This window comes from Spiroplasma endosymbiont of Cleonymus obscurus, assembly GCF_964273375.1.
Classification (GTDB): domain Bacteria; phylum Bacillota_I; class Bacilli_A; order Mycoplasmatales; family VBWQ01; genus Spiroplasma_E.
On record NZ_CAXWWA010000001.1, the window covers coordinates 1 to 19781 of the forward strand.

Below are 19781 nucleotides of genomic sequence, written 5' to 3' on the forward strand. Positions count from 1 at the left end.
AAACGTTTTAAATCGTTTGGATGAACAATATATTCTTCAACTTCGCGAATAGAACCCTTTGAACTTTTTTTATTTTTGGTATCATATTGCTTAGTAATTTTTTCAACTGTTCTTGTTCCAAAAACTTTTGCTATATATTCAGGACTTTCAACATCACTTACTTTATGAGCAATTATATTACCAACATTTCCAAAATAGTATTTAAAAGTTTTTTCTTGTCTGTCGATAAATCATCAGTTACTTGAAAACATAAAAAACATTGATAATTAAAACTTCTCGTTTTATTAATTAAATTGATAATGTTATTACTTGCAAAAACATTAAATTCATCAAGAATAATATTAATTTGTTGATTTTTTGGTTTTATAGAAGCAAACTCTTTTAAATCTTGGATAAGCAATTTACCTATATTACTTGCAAGTTCGGGGTATGATAATGAATTTAAAGAAAACAAAATAACTTTATGATTTTTAACAATTTCTGTTAAGTCATTTTCTATACCAATGCTTTTTTTTAATTGTTCATTATAAATACTTAATCGATAGTAAAGGCCTTTAATATCATTTAATTTAAAACTTGAAAATAACTCTAAATCTTCTTGATTATTGATATCAATAATCGTTCCAAGTTTTGATAATGAAAAATAATAATTGGATGGGTTACACTTTATTGGACACTAATTACGTAGACAAGTGAACAAATTAGTTAAAAGAAAGGAAATATAATTATGGCCAATATTAACTCATATAATGATGAATTTAAAAAACAAATAGTATCTTTATATCAAAATGGCAAATCAGTATCTTGCCTTGCTAAAGAATACAACGTTACAAGAGCAGCTACTTATAAATGAATTAAGCAATTTACAAATTCAGGCAGTTTTAAAACTAAAGATAATCTTTCGGATTTAGAAAAACAATTAATTCAAGCAAATAAAGAATTAAAACAATTAAGAATGGAGAATGATATTTTAAAGCAAGCAGCACTAATAATAGGCAGAAAGTAGAGATTATTACAAATAATAAATCTAAATATAAAATTCGTCCAATTTGTCGTTTTTTAAAACTTTCTAAATCAACATATTATTTTAATTTAAAGAAAAAAGAAGATAAAATCAAAAATAATATGTATGATGAAGCTGTTATTAGTGCTTTTAAACAAAATAAAGAAGTTTATGGAACAAGAAGATTAAAAGTCAGTCTAGAAAATAAAGAAATTTATTTATCACGCAAAAAAATTAAAGAAATTATGAATCAGCATAATTTAATATCAAAATACACTAAATTATCATTTAAAAATCATCATAACAAAGTCAATGATAGCCAAATAAGCAATCTTGTGAATAGAAACTTTAATAATAGGCTTAAAAATGAAGTTATTGTTAGTGATTTAACTTATGTTCAAGTTAATGGTAAGTAAAACTATATTTGCTTATTAATCGACCTATTTAACCGCGAAATTATTGGACATAGTGTTTGTAGGTACTAAAAAAGATGCATCATTAGTATATCAAGCATTTATGCAATCAAATCGCTGTTTAAAAGATATTCAAATATTTCATAGTGATCGCGGTAATGAATTCAATAATAAAACTATTGATAAACTTTTATTAGCATTCAATATTACCCGTTCTTTAAGCAAAAAAGGTTGTCCTTATGATAATGCTGTTGCTGAAGCAACTTTCAAAACTTTCAAAACTGAATTTATTAATGATAAAAATTTTACATCATTAATCCAATTAAAATTAGAATTATTTGATTATATCAATTGATACAACAACATACGAATCCACAGCACTTTAAACTACCTAACTCCAGTTAAATATCATGAAAAAATGTCTACCAAAAAATAGTCCTAAAAAGGGTTGCCATTCCAATATTTAGCGTATGTACCCTGCGTTAAAGCTGTTAACTTAGATTTTAAATTATCTAACTTTAAAATATTTGCTGATGATTTATCGACAGACAAGAAAAAACTTTTAAATACTATTTTTGGAAATGTTGGTAATATAATTGCTCATAAAGTAAGTGATGTTGAAAGTCCTGAATATATAGCAAAAGTTTTTGGAACAAGAACAGTTGAAAAAATTACTAAGCAATATGATACCAAAAATAAAAAAAGTTCAAAGGGTTCTATTCGCGAAGTTGAAGAATATATTGTTCATCCAAACGATTTAAAACGTTTAAAAACTGGTCAAGCATATTGCAAAATATTACTAACAAATGCAAATCAATTTATCAAGAAAATTGATATTAAAAATTATGAAAGAGAAAAATAAAATCAAAAATATTTTTAATTTTTAACTTATTTATATTAACTAAAAATAAGCCAAAAGTAGGCCAAAACTAAGCCAACTAGTTGGCTTATGAAATTATTGATTTTCTCCCACCCTTTAAAGGATTTATCAACCTTTAAAACATCTGACCACTCTCTCCCACCCTTTAAAGGATTTATCAACCTTTAAAACATCTGACCACTCTCTCCCAACGTAACCTTATGAAAGAGAGTGGTCAGATGTTACGGGTGGGAGAGAGAAAAAAAGACTTTTTCTTTTTAAAAAGAAAAAGTCCGCGTTTGAAAAACGCTCCCAAAAAGAAAACTTTTACAAAAAGTTATCACATTAGCCACTAGGAGGTGACATAATATGGAACAAATAAAAATCCTTAATATTATAAATCGTTGAGGATATTTAAACAAAGAAGAACTTTCGCTACTTCTGAATAAAGAAGCGGAAGCAATTAATAGTTTATTAAAATATTTAGTTTCTAAAAAATTAATTCGAATTGATAAGTTAACAAGAAAGAATTATTATATGCTTTCAAGTTTAGGAAATCAAAAACTAGGACAAGGAAATAAAATAATTAAAATTAATTACAACGAACTAACTCATCAAAATTTACTTATAAAATGACTTTGTCAAGAAACTGATATCATTTCATATCAAACTGAAAAAGAACTAAAAGCAGAGGGTCATTTGATAAAAGATGTTTGAGGAAATACTAAAAGTAAACAAGGATATCCCGACTTACTAGTTCATTATGAAAACAAAGATATGATTATTGAACTTGAAAGAACACGCAAATCAAAAGACAAATTCAAATTGAAATTAAATAACTTACGCAGTTATTTACTACAAAACATTCACATACTTTGATTAGTTCCAAATGAAAACATGAGAAAATTCGTTGATGAACAAATCAAAGCATATAACTGAAAACTAGAACAACATCACATTGAAATATTTAATAATTTTTGGTTAAAACTTTAACTAATTGTAAAATACACAAAATTTGATAACATATAGTTATTATCCAATATATAAGTTTTAACCCATTACTTTATTTTAAAAGTAACTGGGTTTTAATGTTTTAAACAGGAGATATTAAAATGGCAACAATAGATAAGACTAAATCACAAACATATAATTTTCTATCAAAAAATAAATCCATAGAAGAAATTAAAAAACAAACAAACATTGAAGTTATAGAAAAAAGTAGACATGGTGGTTCAGCATATAAAATAATTGAAAAAGATGATGCTAATAATCAGCTAGTTAATAATGACCTATCAGAAATAAATCAAGAAAATTTAGAACCAATTGCAACTAGTTTAACAAATAACGAAAAAGAGCAAGAAACAAATAATGATATATGAACAAAATTAACTAATTACTTAAATTTACCAAAACCAAATGCAGAAGAACTAATACAAGTTCAAAGAAAAATTCAAGAACTAAAAAAGGAAATTCAACAACTTAAAAAAGAAAATGAAGAATTAAAACTAAAGCAAGGCAATGTAAATTTGGCTAAATTTAAATATAATGCCATAACAATTTATGATGAAAAGCAAAGAAAAGATACAGGGATTGAAAAAATTCACGAAGAAATTTTACCTATTAATAATGAACTATATTTTATTACAACTTTTGTTAATGCAAATAAATCTATAACTGAAGAAATATTAACTTTTCATAATATTAATGATGATAGTTTAAAAATAATAAAACAAACCAAATACTACAAAAATATAAATGAATATAAAAGTAATATTTTTTTAATTGATGAACAAAATCAAAATTTAAAAAAAATAACAGCAAAAGATTTTTTAAAACAACAACAAGATTTTAAACTAAAACCAAGTAAAAAAGAATGAAAAACATGAGGTATTATTATTGGAATTACTTTATTTCTTGTAGTTGTAGTTCCTATTTGTACTTTTGTTATTCCTGCGCTTATACCTGCAACAGCAACAGCATTACTACTTGAAATAAAAGTTATAATTGCCGTTTCTGTTGCTGTTGCAGGTCTCATTTTCAAAGAAGTTTCATCGATATTTGAAAATGCAACACAAAAAGTTAAATCATGATTTAGAAATAAATATTTTAAAAGTACAAACCAAAAAGTTAAAGAAAAAAATGAGCGTGAAGCAATAATTAAAAATCTTACTAGTGATAAAAAAGAAATAAAATTAGAAACACAATATAAGATTTTAAAACAAGAACTAGATAACAGAAAAGAAAAAAATACCAACGAACTAAGTAACAACATAATAAATCATAATTTAAACAATATTTCTGAAAATCTAGATATTAAATCAGAAAATAATCAAAATTTTGATTCATCTATACGAAATACAGTAAACCAACAAGAACAACTACTAGCAACAACTTCAAATCATAACTGAAATAAAGTAAAATGCTTATTAACATAATTAATAAAGTTTTAATCACTATTTTTTCAAAATAGTGATTTTTTTATTATTTTTTACACATTTTTAGTTTTAAAAATATATAATTTTTTGTGAGTATTTTAAGGATAGAAAAAAATATTCAAAAATAATAAAGAGAGGAAAAATAAATTATGCCATGAGAACCATATGACAAATGAAGTCAAGCGGAAAAAGATTCATGAAAAAAAAGAGCTGAAGAAACAAACAAAGCATGAGGAGAAAGTAAGGAAAAAGAAAGAAGAGAAAGAGTTGCCAATGCTCTTGGATTTGAAAAAGAAGACACTATAAAAAAAGAACAAGAACAGTTGAAAGAAGTATGAACAGAAAAACAAAAAGTTGGTAATTCTTTGGGATTCAAAGAAATTAAAAAAATAAATAATAAAGCTTCAACAAGTAAAGGTCAAAGTTCCAGTAGTAAATCACAAAAAATGTAAATCTTAAATACTTTAAAACTGCACAATTGTGCAGTTTATTTAGCAATTTTATTTGTATAATTTTAATGAAAATATTTAACTTAAATAAGTGTTAAATATAAAATAAAAGTGTTATAATTAAATTGTTCTTATTTTTTATAGAACAAAATAATTATAAAAAATGAATATAAAATTTAAACATAAACACCAAGTTCAAATAACCTTTAAAACGAGGCTTTTATGTAATCTGTGTATCTTTGTTTTACAAAGTACTAGTTTAGATTAATTCTATCTTCAAATTTTATCATAAAATGAGCAATTGCTGTATTTCAATTTTGAATGGGCATTGTTCATTTTTTTGTTATATTTTCAATTGCTAAATAAAATATTTTAAAAACTGCCATATCATTAGGAAAAACTTTTTTATTTCTGATAATTTTTCGTAATTGACTATTTACAGATTCAATAGCATTTGTTGTATAAATCACTCTTTTAATTTCTGCAGGATAACTAATAAAAACCATTAAATTATCTCAATTTTTATATCAAGATTTAGCAATTTGAGGATAGTGTTTATTTCACTTATTTTCAAAGGATTCTAAAGCCTGCATTGCTTGTTCTTCACTACATGCAGTATAAATTGGTTTTAAATCTGCAACTAGAGATTTTCTATGCTTATATGAGACATATTTCAAACTATTTCTAATTTGATGAACTATGCATAATTGATGTTCTGTTTTAAGATAAACTGATTGTATTGCTTCTGACATGCCTGTTAAATTATCACTGCAGGCAATAAGAATATCATTTAAGCCACGATTTTTCATTTCTGTTAAATTTGCTAATCAAAATTTAGCACCTTCATTTTCACTAATTCATAAACCTAAAACATCTTTTTTACCTTCTAAATCAACTCCTAAAGCTATATAAACTGATTTGTTATTCAAAAAATTAACTATTTTTGAGTTTAAAGATGAAATTATTAAACGATTGATGAATGTAGAAAAAATAGCAGATGTTGAACGATACGTTTTATCAAATGAGCAATGACTAGAAATTGACAAGTTAGTTGATCAAAAGTATAAGAATTGAGAATGGGTTTATGGTTTAAGTCCTCGCTATCAATATAATCGTGAAGCACGTTTAGAAATTGGAACAATGAATATTTCATTAATAATTGATAATGGTAAAATTAAAAGTTGCAAAATTAGTGGTGATTTTTTTGCTACAAAAGATTTAACTATTTTTGAGAAAGGTCTTGAAGGTACTAAAATGATTAAACAAGATTTAAAAATAAAATTACAAGAATTGGATATTTCTTCATATTTTTTAAAGAAAATAGATAATGACCAATTTTTAGAATTAATTTTGAGTTAACATGAATAAAAAATATTCTAAGTTATTTTCACCAATCAAAATTAAAAATTTTGTTTTTGATAATCGGTTTGTGCTTTCACCAATTACCTTAAATGTTTCTAGTTATGATGGTTTTGCTAGTAAAGAAGATATTGATTATGCTCTTAAAAGAGCTCATAGTGCATACTTAGCGATATCTAGTGCTGCTTATATTAATTTAGAGGGACAAATTTTTGAATTTGGTTTTTCTGCTGCTAATGATGAACATATTGATTCATTAAAACAAGTTGCTAATGCTATGAAATCAAAAGGTGCAAAAGCTATTTTACAGTTAGCACATTCAGGTCGTTTTTCTATAATTAGTTTAAATCGTTTAGGTTATGTAGTTGGACCTTCTAAGCAATCTTTTATGTATCCTTTTCCACATGAAGTTCAAGAACTGAGTATTAAGCAAATCAAAGAATTAATTAAAGATTATCAAAAAGATACCTTAAGGGCTATTGAAGCTGGTTTTGATGGTGTCGAAATTTCTTCAGCACAAAAACTTTTAATTCAAGCTTTTTTTTCAGTAATTAGTAATCAAAGAAATGACATTTATGGTAATCAAAATTTAGAAAATCGTTCACGTTTGGGATTAGAAATTTTACAAGCAGTAAGAGAAACAATTGATAAGCATGCTAGTGAAAATTTTATTTTAGGATATCGAGCTACAGCTGAAGAAACTAGAGGTCAAGAAATAGGTTATCCAATTGAAGATTTTTTACAATTCATGGATCAAGTATTAATAAACATTAAAATTGATTATTTAGCACTAGCTAGTTGGGGAAGAAATATATATATAAATATAAAGTTCAATCTCAGGGGGAATATTTTAATCAATTAGTGAATAAAGTTGTTTATCAACACATTAATCAACGTATTTCTGTTATTGTGAGTGGTGGTATAAATAGTCCTGATAAATGTTTAGAAGCCTTAGAATATGGAGATATGATAGGATTATCTTCTGTTTTTGTAGCCGAACCTGATTTTGTTAGAACCTGTTTAGAATCTTTTTAATAAAACTGAAATAAATGAAAGAACAACCATTTGTAAACTAGTATTTAGTTTTCTTTCACAATTTTTTCATAATCTTCTGTATTTTTCTAATCAAGCAAAGCTTCGTTCTACAATTCATCTTTTTGGTAATACTACAAAAGTATGTAATTCATTGCGTTTTATCACTTCAACATTTGCATTTATGATTGTTTTGATTTCAGAAGCAAATTTTTCACCAGTATAACCAGCATCTACTATTATTTTTTGAACTGCAGAAAGATTTTCTTTTTCATTTTCAATCATTATTATAGCGCTATTACGATCTGTTTTTTCTGCCGTGGTTATGTAAATTGCATGTGGTAAACCTTGAGAATCAACAACAATATGACGTTTTATGCCTGAAATCTTTTTACCAGCATCATAACCTTTATTTTCAGTAGTATCTGTATTTTTAACACTTTGCGAATCAATTATACAAAAACTAGTTTGTTCTTTGCGATTATTGTTGATACGAACTTTTTTAACTAATTTTTTTTAAAATTAATTGCAATACACTAGGTTCTTTACCATTATTTTTACTTCAAATTTGAAAATAATAATATACAGTTTGTCATTTTGGAAAATTTTTTGGTAACATTCTTCATTGACAACCACTTTTTAATACATATAAAATTGCACAAAATATTTCATATAAATCTAAACTTCTTGGTTTTGTTTTCTTTTTACTATTTTCTAAAATTGATTTTATGTTTTCAAATTGTTCTTTGGTGACATGACTTGGATAATTTTTATGCATATATACCTCTTATTTTAAAATATATAATCATTTTACATTATTTTCGAAAAGATTCTAAACAGGTTCTTAGAAAAATAAAAACTATGCAAATTGATAAAATTAATTTACATATTACTGAAAAAGATATTGAAAAATTAGCTATTCCTAAAGCTGCTTTTAAGGAAATGGTTAAACTTATGGATTATGGTGAAAGTTTACCTAAGGATACTAGGGATGAGTTAAGAAAGTTAGAAAATAATTATTCAATTAAAAATTAATATTTTGTTTAGAAAAAGGTAATAAAAATATGAAACAAAAATGAAAAATTAAAACTATTAATGAGTTAACTACTTTACAATATGAGGTCATTATAAATTCAGTAACGGAACTTCCTTTTAAAAATAAATATTGAGATAATAAGGAAAAGGGAATTTATGTCGATATTTTATCAGGTGAACCATTATTTGCATCATCAGATAAATGTAATTTTGGTCATGGCTGACCAAGTTTTACAAGACCAATTAGTGAAATAGTTATCCTTAAAAAGGAAGATAATACTAACCTAATGTTGCAGCGTACTGAAGTACGTTCTAAAAAAACTGATATTCATTTAGGACATGTTTTTAAGGATGGTCCACAAAAAGAAGGCGGTTTACGCTATTGTATTAATTCAGCAGCTTTACGTTTATTCCGTTATCAGAAATGATTACAGAAGGATATGAAGAATATTTATCTTACATTAAATAAAAATATTTTTATTGTATATTTATTATCTTGATAATGTTTTATGATTATAAATTTTATTATAAAGTCCTAATTTTATTAGGACTTTATGTTGTAAAAAATAAATAAACAATGATATTATGATTTAAATTATTTTTTCTGTTTTGTTTATTGTTAGAATATATTTTTCATTTTTACATGATAATAGGAAATAAAAAAAATAGTATATTAATAAAACCGGAGATAAATTAATATTTTAGTACAAATTATCTTGAACCAACAATTATTAGTAGTATAATGAAAAGGTATGTTCATTCATTATTTTAAAAATTAGTATAATTAAAAGTGTAACTGCAATTAACTAAAATATTTAGGAGGAAAATTTAAATGTGAGTTGAGAAATTTGATAATCCCCAAAAAGAAATTTTTCAAATATTAAATGAAAAAGGAGTAATTAATCCTAATTTTGTTGATTATTTAAAAAAATTTGATAGTAAGGTTTTATTAAAAGCATATGAAAACATGTGTTTTTCACGAATACAAGAACAAATGCAAATGGAATTAAACTATGAAAAAGATGAAAAAGGACAAGTTAAATTAGTAAATGGAATTCCAAAAGTAATCGGAAAAGTTATTAACTTTTTATCTTCAAAAGGTCAAGAAGGTGTTGAAGTTGCTTATGCTAGTTGCTTACGACCAGGTATTGATTGATTAATACCGGCTTATCGTAATAATGCAGCATGAATTACTACTGGATATCCAGTTGAAAAAGTAATTCAATATTGATTAGGAAATGAAATGGGAAGTCAAATGCCAAAAGGTGTTAATATTTTACCAGTTAATATTCCAATTGCTACTCAATATTCACATGCAACAGGTATTGCTTTTGCTGAAAAATATAAAAAAGATAAAGGAATTGTTATTACTACGATTGGTGATGGTGGTACTTCTGAAGGTGAGTTTTCTGAAGCAATTAATTTTGCTGCTATCCATAAATTAGCTGTTGTTTTCTTTGTTGAAAATAATCAGTGATCATTAGATACACCAACTGCTAAAGCAACAATGAGTCCAACTTTTGCACAAAAAGGAACAGCATTTGGTGTACCTAATATTCGTGTTGATGGTAATGATTTTTTTGCTGTTTATTATGCTACACAAGAAGCAATTGAAAGAGCAAAAAAAGGTAATGGTCCTTCATTAATTGAAGCTGTTACTTATCGTCAAAATGCGCATTCTGCTTTTGATATTAAAAAAGATTATTTTTCTGCTGAAGATTATAAAATTGAACAAGAATGATTAAAAAAAGATCCAATCGATCGTATTAGAGAATATTTAAAATCAATTAAACTTTGAGATGACAACAAACAAGCAGAATTAGATAAACAAATTACTAAAAAGGTTAATGATGCAATTACTTGAGCATTAAAAAATGAAAGTGTTTCAATTGATGAAATATTTGATTATACATATGAAAAATTAACACCACAATTAATAGAACAAAAAGCAGAAGCAAAAGCTTTCTTCAATGAGGGAGAGAAAAAATAATTATGAAAAGAAATAATGTGCAAGCTATTACTTTAGCCTTAGAATTAGCAATGAAAAAAAATCCTAATGTTGTTGTTTATGGTGAAGATGCCGGTAATGTTGGTGGTGTTTTTCGAGCAACTAAAGGTTTACAAGCAAAATTTGGTGTTAATCGTTGTTTTGATGCACCAATTGCTGAAGCAGTTATTGCTGGTAGTGCCGTTGGAATGGCAATTAATGGTTTAAATCCAATTATTGAAATGCAATTTTCAGGATTTGCTTTCCCTGCTTTTCAACAATTGTTATGTCATGCTGCACGAATGAGAAATCGTTCTCGTGGTAGATTCACTTGTCCAATGGTAGTACGTATGCCTTCATATGATTGAAATAATGGTAATAATGGTGCTTTGGAGCATCATTCAGAAGCAATTGAAGCTTTATTTTGTCATATTCCAGGTTTAAAAGTAGTTATGACTTCAAAACCTAATGATACTAAAAAATTATTATTGGCAGCAATTGAAAGTCCAGATCCTGTTATTGTTTTAGAATGTTTAGGAACTTATTTCAATAGTTATACTAGCAATAATTATACATATGATGTTAGAGAAGAAGTTAGTGATGCTTATGAAGTGGCTGTTCTTGGTAAAGCTAAAGTTCTTAAAGAATATAAGGCTGAAGAAAAACCTGATTTAACGATTGTAACTTATGGTTCAAAAGTTTATGATTGTGAAGCTGCTGTTAAAATTTTAGAAGAAAAAGAAAATTTTAAAATTGAATTAATTGATTTACAAACATTACAACCATGAGATGAAGAAACAGTTGTTAATTCTGTTAAAAAAACAGGAAGATTATTAGTTGTTTCAGAAGCGGTTCGTTCATTTTCAGTTGCCTCAGAAATTATTACCGTTGTTAATGAAAAGTGTTTTGAATATTTAGAATGTCCTCCAACAAGATTAACGGGTTATGATATTACTGTTCCACTGTCTAAAGGTGAAAAATGATTTATAATTAGTCCAGATAAAATTATGGAAAAAGTTAAACTAATGATGAATTATCCAGTTTAGTTAGTTGTTTAAAGAAAGGAAAGTGAAAAGATGGAATTGAAGTTTAAAGATATGGATGGAATAGATGAAGTTACTGTAACTCAAATTCATGTTAAAGTTGGAGATAATGTAAAAAAAGGTGATAATGTTGTTGATATCGAAGCAGATAAAGCTTCAGATAGTATTAAAGCCGAAGCAGATGGTAAAGTTTCTAAGATTCTTGTTAAAGAAGGAGATAGTATTAAGTCAGGTGCTGTTATTGTTGAGTTTGGTGGAACGATTAGTGATAATAAAAGTCCTTCATCAACAAATTCTTCACCAAAATGTGAATCAGTTGCTAGTACATCTACAGTATCACCAGTTGAATTACCAAAACAAAATGTGCAACCTATTCAACAAACGGGTAAAGTATTAGCAACACCATTAGCACGTAGAATGGCTCGTGACTTAGGTGTTGATATGGGAACAATTAAAGGAACTGGTCCTCGTGGTAGAATTTTAAAAGATGATTTATTAAATGCCAAGAATGGTGGTACAACAACTAGTGCTACTGCATCAACAACACCTATTAATTCAATATCTTCAGTTTCTGCTACAACTATTAGTTCACAAGGTATTAATGTTACTAAAATCGAAAGTTTTGGTAATGTTGAACATTTACCATTATCAGGAATTCGTAAGGCTGTTGCTAATCAAATGTCATTATCAGTTTATACAGCACCACATGTTAGTTTAATGATTAATGTTGATGCTGAAAACTTAGTACAATTACGTGCAACTTTAAAAGAACCAGCGGAAAAAGATCCAGATGGTAGTGCTAAATTAACATTTATGCCATTCTTTGTAAAGGCTGTTGCTAAAGCGTTAAAAGAAGAACGATTTAAATTACTTAATTCAACTTTGAACATGGCTAATAATGAAATTCTTGTTAAAAAATATTATAACATTGGTATGGCAGCTGATACTGAAAAGGGTTTAGTAGTTCCTGTTATTAAAAATGCTGATCAACTTTCATTATTTGAAATAGCAAGACAAGTTAATTCATTGGGTGATAAAGCTCGTAAGGGGCTATTAAAAGGTGATGAAATGCAAGGTGGATCATTTACTATTACAAATTTTGGTTCAGCAGGAATTGAAATGGGAACACCAGTTATTAATTATCCAGAAGTAGCAATTTTGGGTCTAGGAATGATGCAAAAAAAACTAATTATTGCTGATGGTAAAATTGTTGAACATAAGTTCTTTCCATTATCACTTTCAATTGATCATCGTGTTATTGATGGTGCACCTGCTGGTTATTTCCTTTCTCGACTTAAAGAGTTATTAGAAAATCCAACATTAATTTTAGCTTAAGGAGAAAATGTAAAAGATGTCTAACTATGATTTTGATTTAATAATTATCGGGGCAGGTCCTGGTGGTTATGTAACAGCGGCTCGAGCAGCAAAGATGGGTTTAAAAACTGCAATTGTTGAAAAAGATAACTGAGGTGGAGTCTGTTTAAATGTTGGATGTATTCCTACTAAGACGTTACTAAAGGGCGCAAAAGTTTTTCATTATATTGAAAATGCTGATAAATATGGTGTTGCTATTAAAGATAAAAAAAATATTGAAATTAATTGAAAAGTAATGCAAGATCGTAAAGCTGGTGTTGTTAAAGGTTTAACTGGTGGTGTTGGCTTTTTAATGAATTCTAATAAAGTTGAACAATTATTAGGGACTGGAAGTGCTATTGATAAAAATACGATTTTAATGAAAGATAAAGACGGTAAAGAAAAGAAATATACTACTAAATATATGATAATTGCTACTGGTTCAAAAGTAAAAATGTTTGATAATCCTAATGGTCCACAAGGTTTAAGTGAAAAAGATTTAAAAACAAACCAAACATTATTAACTTCGACTGAAATTCTTTCTTTAAAAGAAGTTCCAAAAACACTAACTATTATTGGTGGTGGTGTTATTGGAATTGAGTTTGCTTGTTTATTTAGTACACTTGGTACTAAAGTTACTATTATTGAATATTTAGATCGTATTTTAGCATTACTAGATGAAGATATTAGTACAACTTTAACTAAAATTCTTGAAAAAAATGGTGTTAATATTATTACTGGTCATAGTGTTAATGAATTAAAGGATAAAACTTTAACTTATTATGCTGCAACCGATAAAGAACATAAAAAACCATTAACAGTAACTAGCGACTATTGTTTATTAAGTACTGGAAGAACGCCAATTACTGAAGGTTTTACTAATTTGGGAATTCAAATTAAACCCAATCAAGCATTTGCCGTAAATAATAAATTGGAAGCTTTAGATGCTAACAATAATGTTATTGATAATATATATGTAATTGGAGATGCTAATGGTCAAAGAATGCTTGCTCACGTTGCGTCAACACAAGGATTAGCAGCACTTAATAATATTTTAGTTAAAGAAGGTAGAACGGATGCTGATAATCAGCCATTGAAAGAGCAAGAAGTAGATTATAATAAAATGCCTAGTTGTATTTATTCATTCCCTGAAGTGGCAAGTGTTGGTTTAACTGAAACTGAATGTAAATCTTTAGGTAAAGAATATTTGATGAAGAAAATACCATTTACTATTAATGGTAAGGCATTGGCTGATGGTGAGACTGATGGTTTTGTTAAAATAATTATTGATAAAAAATATGGAGAAATCCTAGGTGCTCATATTTTATGTTCAACGGCTACTGATATAATTGCTGAAATTGTTAATATTATGCAAACGGAAGGTACTATTGTTGAATTAGCCTCTTCTTGTCATCCACATCCAACAATGTCAGAAGTAGTTATGGATGTTGCACAAGATTTAGAATTAGAATGATACAAAGTTAATAAAAAATAGAAAATAATAAAAATGTACCTTTAAATTTTTAGGTACATTTTTATTGTAAAATTAATATAATATTGATTAAAAAGTATTGCTTCTTCTTTTTTTATCAAAAAAATAATTAGTGGTATTACTGTTAATTTCTTTTTGTAAATATTTATTTCATGTAGTTATTTGTTCAAATTGTATATTTTCTAAATTTTCATTACATAAATTATTATTTTCTGACGTTCTTTTTTTAAATAGTGTTTGAAATGTTTTTACTTCATTTTGTTGCATTTCTGTTTTATCTTTATCTTCTAATAATTTGCATATAATAGTATTTTTTTCTGTTTGGCATTTAATAAAAATATTTTCTTTACATTTCACTGCTTGTTCTCAATTTTTATCTTTTTCAATATCAAAATCATATTTATTTGTTGACATTTTATTATTGTTCCTTTCGAGATAAAAATGTTAATTATGTCACTTTGGATAAAAAACCAATAGTAGTGACAAGTTAATTTTATAATGATATTTAAAAATATTTATATATGATCTATAAATAAAAAAAGTGTAAAAAAATTACTTTAATTTTCTAAGTAAAAAATTAAAGTAATCATTATTTTTAAATAACCTTATTGATTTGATTTTTTGTTTTATATTCAATAAATATTTTTTGAAAAAGAGGATCTGTTAAAACATTATTTAATACTAGTTGTTCATATGTTTCATAGTTGTGATTTCTTTGCACATAATATGTTTCATAAGCAAATAAGTGCATAATCATATTACCAATGGTAGGATTACTTTCTTTATTATTTTTTCAAAGTATTTCTTGTAGTTTAATACCGTGTTTTTTAAATAACATATTCATTGAATGTTTTATTTTATGTGGTCTAGTTAATATTAATTTTTCAATAGCACTACTAATATTAAGACCATTAGCAAATATATCATCTAAACTATGAATAAAGTTTCTCAATTGAATTAATTCGAGATCTTCAAATAATTGTTCATTATCTTGCAAAATTTTTTTCATTAATAACATTTTAACATGACTATCATTTTGTTCAATATAAATAGGAATTTTAATCATATTAGTGAAACTTCTAATGATTGGAATTAATTCTTGTTTAAATTGATAGCCTAAATGGTAGTGAATTATAAAAAATAATAATAAAAGATTTTCATATATTTTATTTAAATTCAAAAAGGTAAGTGATTTTTTATGTTCATCTATTGTTTTAATAAATGACTGATGGAATTGAGTGATAATATTAATAATATCTTGTGAAGTATTTTCCAAACATACGTTTTTAAAATTGGTAAGTATAGTTTTTTTATATATAAGATTTGCATTATTAAATTCTTTTAAAGCATTTTTATAATAATCTGTTGTGAATGTTTCTGAAAGTTCTTTTTGTAAACTATTAATTTTTTCTTCATCACAAAGAATAACTGCATCTTGATAGTTTAAAAATAAAACAATTCAATTTATACACATTTTTTTTTGATCAACAGTTAAATTTGTATCAACGAAACATTGGAATAAAGCACCGCCAGTTTCAATGATACACTCATCAGCTGTTTTGTTAATTAACATTATTTGGCACCTAACTTTCTTTTTTGTAGTTTTAATAATTTAATTAAAAAGTGTTTTAAGGTCAACTATCTTCTTTAATATTCTATCATTATAAATGACTTTTTTAAATTTTAGTAAAAATTACCAATTTTAATAATTTTTTTAAACAAGTTAAAAAATGACTATTAACTTTAGATTTTTAAATCACTTGAAAAAATATTTAAAAATTTTTTAAATCATTAGATAATCAGATGTATTTTTTTGTTCAATAGTTAAGTTTGCATCAATGAAACATTGAAATAAAAAACCTCTATTTTAATGATGTAATTATTAGTTGTTATATTAATTAACATTATTTGGCACCTAACTTTCTTTTATAATTTGATAACTTTTAATTAAAATATATTTTAAAAGTCAGTTATCTCTTTTAATCTCCTATCATTATAAATGACTTTTTTAAATTTTAGTAAAAATTACCAATTTTAATAATTTTTTAAACAAGTTAAAAAATATTATTAACTTTAAATTCTAAAATGTTATTTTTAAAATTATTTAATGATTTTAAAGTAGGTTACTATTATTATATTTATATAACATCAACATATACTTTAAAATTGAAGTAATGCTCATATTTTATCTCAAATTCTTTATACAAGGGAGTCTAATAATTTTTAAATAAGTATAATTTGTTATGCAAGTTTTTTATAAACTTTTATATTTTTTCTAATTTTTTAAATATTAATTTTATAATCAAAAACTTAGTTAAACACTTATGGGACAAGATGTGATAGTGTGAATCTTGTATTCTTATTCTAACACATAATATTTGAAACTTCTTCTTTTTGGAAATTATTATTAATTGTAATAAAAAACTTTAGTATTAGCGATAATTATTAATTAAAAGCATTTTTTACTATAAATTAATTATAAAATAGATTATTAAAATTATAGTATTTTGACTTTAATAAGAGTAAAAAAAACTAATTTTATGAAAAATAAATAAATTTTGTAAAACAAAAAATAATATGTACAATATAATTATTAAGTTTAATATAAGTTTTTAACCCATTGCTTTTTTTAAGTAAATGGGTTTATTAATAAAAAAAATAAGAGGTAAAGAAGAATGGTAAATGATTTAGTTAATATAAATAAGTTTATAAAAAGTTTAAATACAAATAATATTAATAGTATAGATTTGATGCAACAATATTATTATCATGAAATAAGAGAAAATATAGAAATATATAATGAATTAATTGAAAAATTAGACAATATTTTTTCATTATTTAATATAACTATAGAACAAGAACAAAAATATAACAATTTTTTTATTTTTTTAAAAGAAGAAATAATAAAAACTAAGAACCTGTTTAGAATCTTTTCGAAAATAATGTAAAATGATTATATATTTTAAAATAAGAGGTATATATGCATAAAAATTATCCAAGTCATGTCACCAAAGAACAATTTGAAAACATAAAATCAATTTTAGAAAATAGTAAAAAGAAAACAAAACCAAGAAGTTTAGATTTATATGAAATATTTTGTGCAATTTTATATGTATTAAAAAGTGGTTGTCAATGAAGAATGTTACCAAAAAATTTTCCAAAATGACAAACTGTATATTATTATTTTCAAATTTGAAGTAAAAATAATGGTAAAGAACCTAGTGTATTGCAATTAATTTTAAAAAAAATTAGTTAAAAAAGTTCGTATCAACAATAATCGCAAAGAACAAACTAGTTTTTGTATAATTGATTCGCAAAGTGTTAAAAATACAGATACTACTGAAAATAAAGGTTATGATGCTGGTAAAAAGATTTCAGGCATAAAACGTCATATTGTTGTTGATTCTCAAGGTTTACCACATGCAATTTACATAACCACGGCAGAAAAAACAGATCGTAATAGCGCTATAATAATGATTGAAAATGAAAAAGAAAATCTTTCTGCAGTTCAAAAAATAATAGTAGATGCTGGTTATACTGGTGAAAAATTTGCTTCTGAAATCAAAACAATCATAAATGCAAATGTTGAAGTGATAAAACGCAATGAATTACATACTTTTGTAGTATTACCAAAAAGATGAATTGTAGAACGAAGCTTTGCTTGATTAGAAAAATACAGAAGATTATGAAAAAATTGTGAAAGAAAACTAAATACTAGTTTACAAATGGTTGTTCTTTCATTTATTTCAGTTTTATTAAAAAGATTCTAAACAGGTTCTAAGAAAAAATATCAGGAAAATTATAAATATGAAATAGAACAAATTGCCAAAATTTTAGATCAAAATCAACAGACTATTGATAATTATTTAGTAGTCAATAATAAATATAGTATTATTATTGCAAGTTTAAATAATAAAAAAATTACTAAATGAAAAAATAATTTTTAAAAAATTATTACTTTTGGTTTTTGAGATTGAAATAAAAAAATAACAGTTCAACAAGAAGAATTAGAAAATTATAAAATTAATAATGAAGAATTGATAAAAGGGAAAGAATTAGAAAATGAAAAACTAAAACAAGAAAAAACTACTATTTTGATTGAAAAACTAAAGAAAAATATGTTTGAAATAACTAGTGTTCTTGCAGAAGTTGACATTTTAGAAGAAGAATTTAAAAAAATGCTCAGTGAAAAAACTAATAATGAACCTGAATGTGAAATTGCAGAGGAAGCAATTGAAGTACTAAGTAAAAAAAGAAGTTCATTTTGTTCACAAGATAGTGGTTTTGATCAAATGCAAGTAGCGATAGTGAAGAATCTTCTTATCCAAAAAAATTAAATCCATTTATTAATGATGATGACGTAAGTTCTCAATCAACCAGTATTTTTAGTAAACCAATTTTGCCAAAAATGTAAATAGATAAATATAGTTATTAAAATAATTGTTAATTTTAATAATTAAATATTAATAAATAAATTATTTAAATACTTACATCAGTAAGTGTTTTTAATAGAAAAACTTATTTATTTAGAAAAAATATGTAACTTAGTAAAAATAAAGAAATTATTATTTTAAAATCTTTTTATCTGTTAAGTATTTTAACTTGACATCATTATGTGAATAAGATATTATTAAAAAGGTTTATTTGCCACAAATTAATAGAAGGAGGTAATTTATGGTTAAATTACGCTTAATACCAACAGGAAAAAGTAAATCAGTGCAACCTAGTTACAGAATTGTTGCGATTGATGCAAGAACAAAACTAAATGGTAGATATATTGATAAATTAGGTACTTATAATCCAACAAGCAAAGAAAAACAAGTAACTATCGATGAAGTAAAAGCATTAAAATTTTTATCAAATGGTGCTCAACCAACAGAAACTGTTCGTAGTTTATTATCAGCAGAAGGAATTATGACTAAATTTCATAATTTAAGACAAGAGAGAAAAAGTAGCAAACCTAAAAAAATAACAAAAAAAGTTACTGTAAAAAATAAAAAAACTGCTACTACTGATTCTATTAAAAAAGAAGAAGCACCCGCTACTTAATATTAAAATATGCTACAAGTGATTAATTAATATGTATGTAACATTGTTAGAAGGTTTAATTGAACCAATTTTACTTGATAAAATTTGTGAAGTTGAGATTCGCGAATTAGTAGAAAAAAATCACTATGATTTAATATTAATGGTACCAAAATCATTAATATCAGTATTGATTGGTAAAAAAGGAAATACTATTCGCGCATTATCAACAATTATTGAAAGCAAAGCATATTTAGAAAACAATACTATTAAATTAGTAATTAATGAGTTTTAAG

Annotated in this window: 22 protein-coding genes and 3 pseudogenes; 19 read left to right on the forward strand and 6 right to left on the reverse strand. The window is 25.0% G+C overall.

Features of this window, described 5'->3' with window-relative positions; all coding sequences use genetic code 4:
- A partial coding sequence (locus ACI2WJ_RS00005) for a TraM recognition domain-containing protein (RefSeq protein ID WP_400254438.1) occupies positions 1-251 on the reverse strand: 251 nt, incomplete at its 3' end.
- Positions 173-400, reverse strand: coding sequence for a hypothetical protein (locus ACI2WJ_RS00010; protein ID WP_400254439.1), 228 nt, complete (start codon positions 398-400; stop codon positions 173-175). The genes ACI2WJ_RS00010 and ACI2WJ_RS00005, both read right to left, overlap by 79 nt.
- 327 nt (positions 401-727) lie before the next feature.
- Here ACI2WJ_RS00010 and ACI2WJ_RS00015 point away from each other — a divergent pair.
- The 5 genes and pseudogenes from ACI2WJ_RS00015 (at position 728) to ACI2WJ_RS00035 (ending at position 5162) form a co-directional block, all read left to right on the forward strand.
- Positions 728-1852, forward strand: a pseudogene (locus tag ACI2WJ_RS00015) (IS3 family transposase).
- Positions 1853-1864: 12 nt separating this feature from the next.
- Positions 1865-2278: a TraM recognition domain-containing protein gene (locus ACI2WJ_RS00020; RefSeq protein ID WP_400254440.1), complete on the forward strand. Its 414-nt coding sequence runs from the start codon at positions 1865-1867 to the stop codon at positions 2276-2278.
- A 366-nt stretch (positions 2279-2644) separates the two neighbouring features.
- Positions 2645-3268, forward strand: a complete 624-nt coding sequence (locus tag ACI2WJ_RS00025) for a hypothetical protein (RefSeq protein WP_400254441.1) — start codon at positions 2645-2647, stop codon at positions 3266-3268.
- 119 nt (positions 3269-3387) lie between these two features.
- The gene (locus ACI2WJ_RS00030) at positions 3388-4710 is read left to right on the forward strand and encodes a hypothetical protein (RefSeq protein WP_400254442.1); all 1323 of its coding nucleotides are present in this window, start codon (positions 3388-3390) and stop codon (positions 4708-4710) included.
- A gap of 149 nt (positions 4711-4859) precedes the next feature.
- The gene (locus ACI2WJ_RS00035) at positions 4860-5162 is read left to right on the forward strand and encodes a hypothetical protein (protein WP_400254443.1); all 303 of its coding nucleotides are present in this window, start codon (positions 4860-4862) and stop codon (positions 5160-5162) included.
- A gap of 251 nt (positions 5163-5413) precedes the next feature.
- Here the strand turns inward: ACI2WJ_RS00035 and ACI2WJ_RS00040 are convergent.
- A pseudogene (locus ACI2WJ_RS00040) lies at positions 5414-6082 on the reverse strand (IS256 family transposase); the annotation flags it as partial.
- Positions 6083-6134: 52 nt separating this feature from the next.
- On the opposite strand from ACI2WJ_RS00040, the gene ACI2WJ_RS00045 reads away from it, so the two are divergent.
- From ACI2WJ_RS00045 to ACI2WJ_RS00055, 3 genes are read left to right on the forward strand one after another with little or no spacing between them, the layout of a single operon-like run.
- Entirely contained in the window at positions 6135-6518 is a 384-nt protein-coding gene (locus ACI2WJ_RS00045) for a lipoate protein ligase C-terminal domain-containing protein (RefSeq protein ID WP_400254445.1), read from the forward strand.
- A gap of 1 nt (position 6519) precedes the next feature.
- On the forward strand, positions 6520-7380 hold the full coding sequence (locus tag ACI2WJ_RS00050; protein ID WP_400254446.1) for an oxidoreductase: 861 nt from the start codon (positions 6520-6522) through the stop codon (positions 7378-7380).
- A gap of 47 nt (positions 7381-7427) precedes the next feature.
- On the forward strand, positions 7428-7553 hold the full coding sequence (locus tag ACI2WJ_RS00055; protein ID WP_400254447.1) for a hypothetical protein: 126 nt from the start codon (positions 7428-7430) through the stop codon (positions 7551-7553).
- On the opposite strand, the gene ACI2WJ_RS00060 is transcribed toward ACI2WJ_RS00055, so the two are convergent.
- Positions 7539-8328 (reverse strand): IS5 family transposase gene (locus ACI2WJ_RS00060; RefSeq protein WP_400254448.1). Its coding sequence is split into 2 segments (ribosomal slippage): positions 7539-8066 and positions 8068-8328, totalling 789 coding nucleotides; the frame shifts between segments, so codons are not numbered across the junction. The two genes, ACI2WJ_RS00055 and ACI2WJ_RS00060, sit on opposite strands and share 15 nt — an antisense overlap.
- Positions 8329-8408: 80 nt before the next feature.
- Between ACI2WJ_RS00060 and ACI2WJ_RS00065 the strand changes: the two are divergent.
- From ACI2WJ_RS00065 to lpdA, 6 genes and pseudogenes are all read left to right on the forward strand, one after another.
- Positions 8409-8585, forward strand: a pseudogene (locus ACI2WJ_RS00065) (NADH-dependent flavin oxidoreductase); the annotation flags it as partial.
- 29 nt (positions 8586-8614) lie between these two features.
- On the forward strand, positions 8615-9088 hold the full coding sequence (gene msrB, locus ACI2WJ_RS00070) for a peptide-methionine (R)-S-oxide reductase MsrB (protein ID WP_400254450.1): 474 nt from the start codon (positions 8615-8617) through the stop codon (positions 9086-9088).
- Positions 9089-9417: 329 nt separating this feature from the next.
- Entirely contained in the window at positions 9418-10575 is a 1158-nt protein-coding gene (locus ACI2WJ_RS00075; protein WP_400254451.1) for a thiamine pyrophosphate-dependent enzyme, read from the forward strand.
- Between the two features lie 2 nt (positions 10576-10577).
- Positions 10578-11618, forward strand: a complete 1041-nt coding sequence (locus ACI2WJ_RS00080) for an alpha-ketoacid dehydrogenase subunit beta (RefSeq protein WP_286642632.1) — start codon at positions 10578-10580, stop codon at positions 11616-11618.
- A 30-nt stretch (positions 11619-11648) separates the two neighbouring features.
- Complete coding sequence (locus ACI2WJ_RS00085) at positions 11649-12950, forward strand: dihydrolipoamide acetyltransferase family protein (protein ID WP_400254452.1); 1302 nt, start codon at positions 11649-11651, stop codon at positions 12948-12950.
- Between the two features lie 16 nt (positions 12951-12966).
- Complete coding sequence (gene lpdA, locus ACI2WJ_RS00090) at positions 12967-14463, forward strand: dihydrolipoyl dehydrogenase (protein WP_400254453.1); 1497 nt, start codon at positions 12967-12969, stop codon at positions 14461-14463.
- A gap of 66 nt (positions 14464-14529) precedes the next feature.
- On the opposite strand, the gene ACI2WJ_RS00095 is transcribed toward lpdA, so the two are convergent.
- Positions 14530-14874: a hypothetical protein gene (locus tag ACI2WJ_RS00095; RefSeq protein ID WP_400254454.1), complete on the reverse strand. Its 345-nt coding sequence runs from the start codon at positions 14872-14874 to the stop codon at positions 14530-14532.
- 181 nt (positions 14875-15055) lie between these two features.
- Positions 15056-16033 carry a hypothetical protein gene (locus ACI2WJ_RS00100; RefSeq protein WP_252320580.1) on the reverse strand — a complete coding sequence of 326 codons (978 nt, stop codon included), beginning with the start codon at positions 16031-16033 and terminating at the stop codon, positions 15056-15058.
- Between the two features lie 1102 nt (positions 16034-17135).
- On the opposite strand from ACI2WJ_RS00100, the gene ACI2WJ_RS00105 reads away from it, so the two are divergent.
- The 5 genes from ACI2WJ_RS00105 (at position 17136) to ACI2WJ_RS00125 (ending at position 19780) form a co-directional block, all read left to right on the forward strand.
- Complete coding sequence (locus ACI2WJ_RS00105) at positions 17136-17408, forward strand: hypothetical protein (protein WP_400254455.1); 273 nt, start codon at positions 17136-17138, stop codon at positions 17406-17408.
- A 32-nt stretch (positions 17409-17440) separates the two neighbouring features.
- A protein-coding gene (locus ACI2WJ_RS00110) for an IS5 family transposase (RefSeq protein ID WP_400254448.1) occupies positions 17441-18230 on the forward strand; the annotation gives its coding sequence in 2 pieces (ribosomal slippage) (positions 17441-17701 and positions 17703-18230; 789 coding nt in all).
- A 267-nt stretch (positions 18231-18497) separates the two neighbouring features.
- A complete protein-coding gene (locus ACI2WJ_RS00115; protein ID WP_400254456.1) occupies positions 18498-18797 on the forward strand; it encodes a hypothetical protein in 300 nt (99 codons plus the stop codon).
- A gap of 337 nt (positions 18798-19134) precedes the next feature.
- Positions 19135-19509: a 30S ribosomal protein S16 gene (gene rpsP / locus ACI2WJ_RS00120; RefSeq protein WP_308699597.1), complete on the forward strand. Its 375-nt coding sequence runs from the start codon at positions 19135-19137 to the stop codon at positions 19507-19509.
- 31 nt (positions 19510-19540) lie between these two features.
- Complete coding sequence (locus ACI2WJ_RS00125; RefSeq protein WP_400254457.1) at positions 19541-19780, forward strand: hypothetical protein; 240 nt, start codon at positions 19541-19543, stop codon at positions 19778-19780.
- The last annotated feature ends 1 nt before the right edge of the window (position 19781 follow it).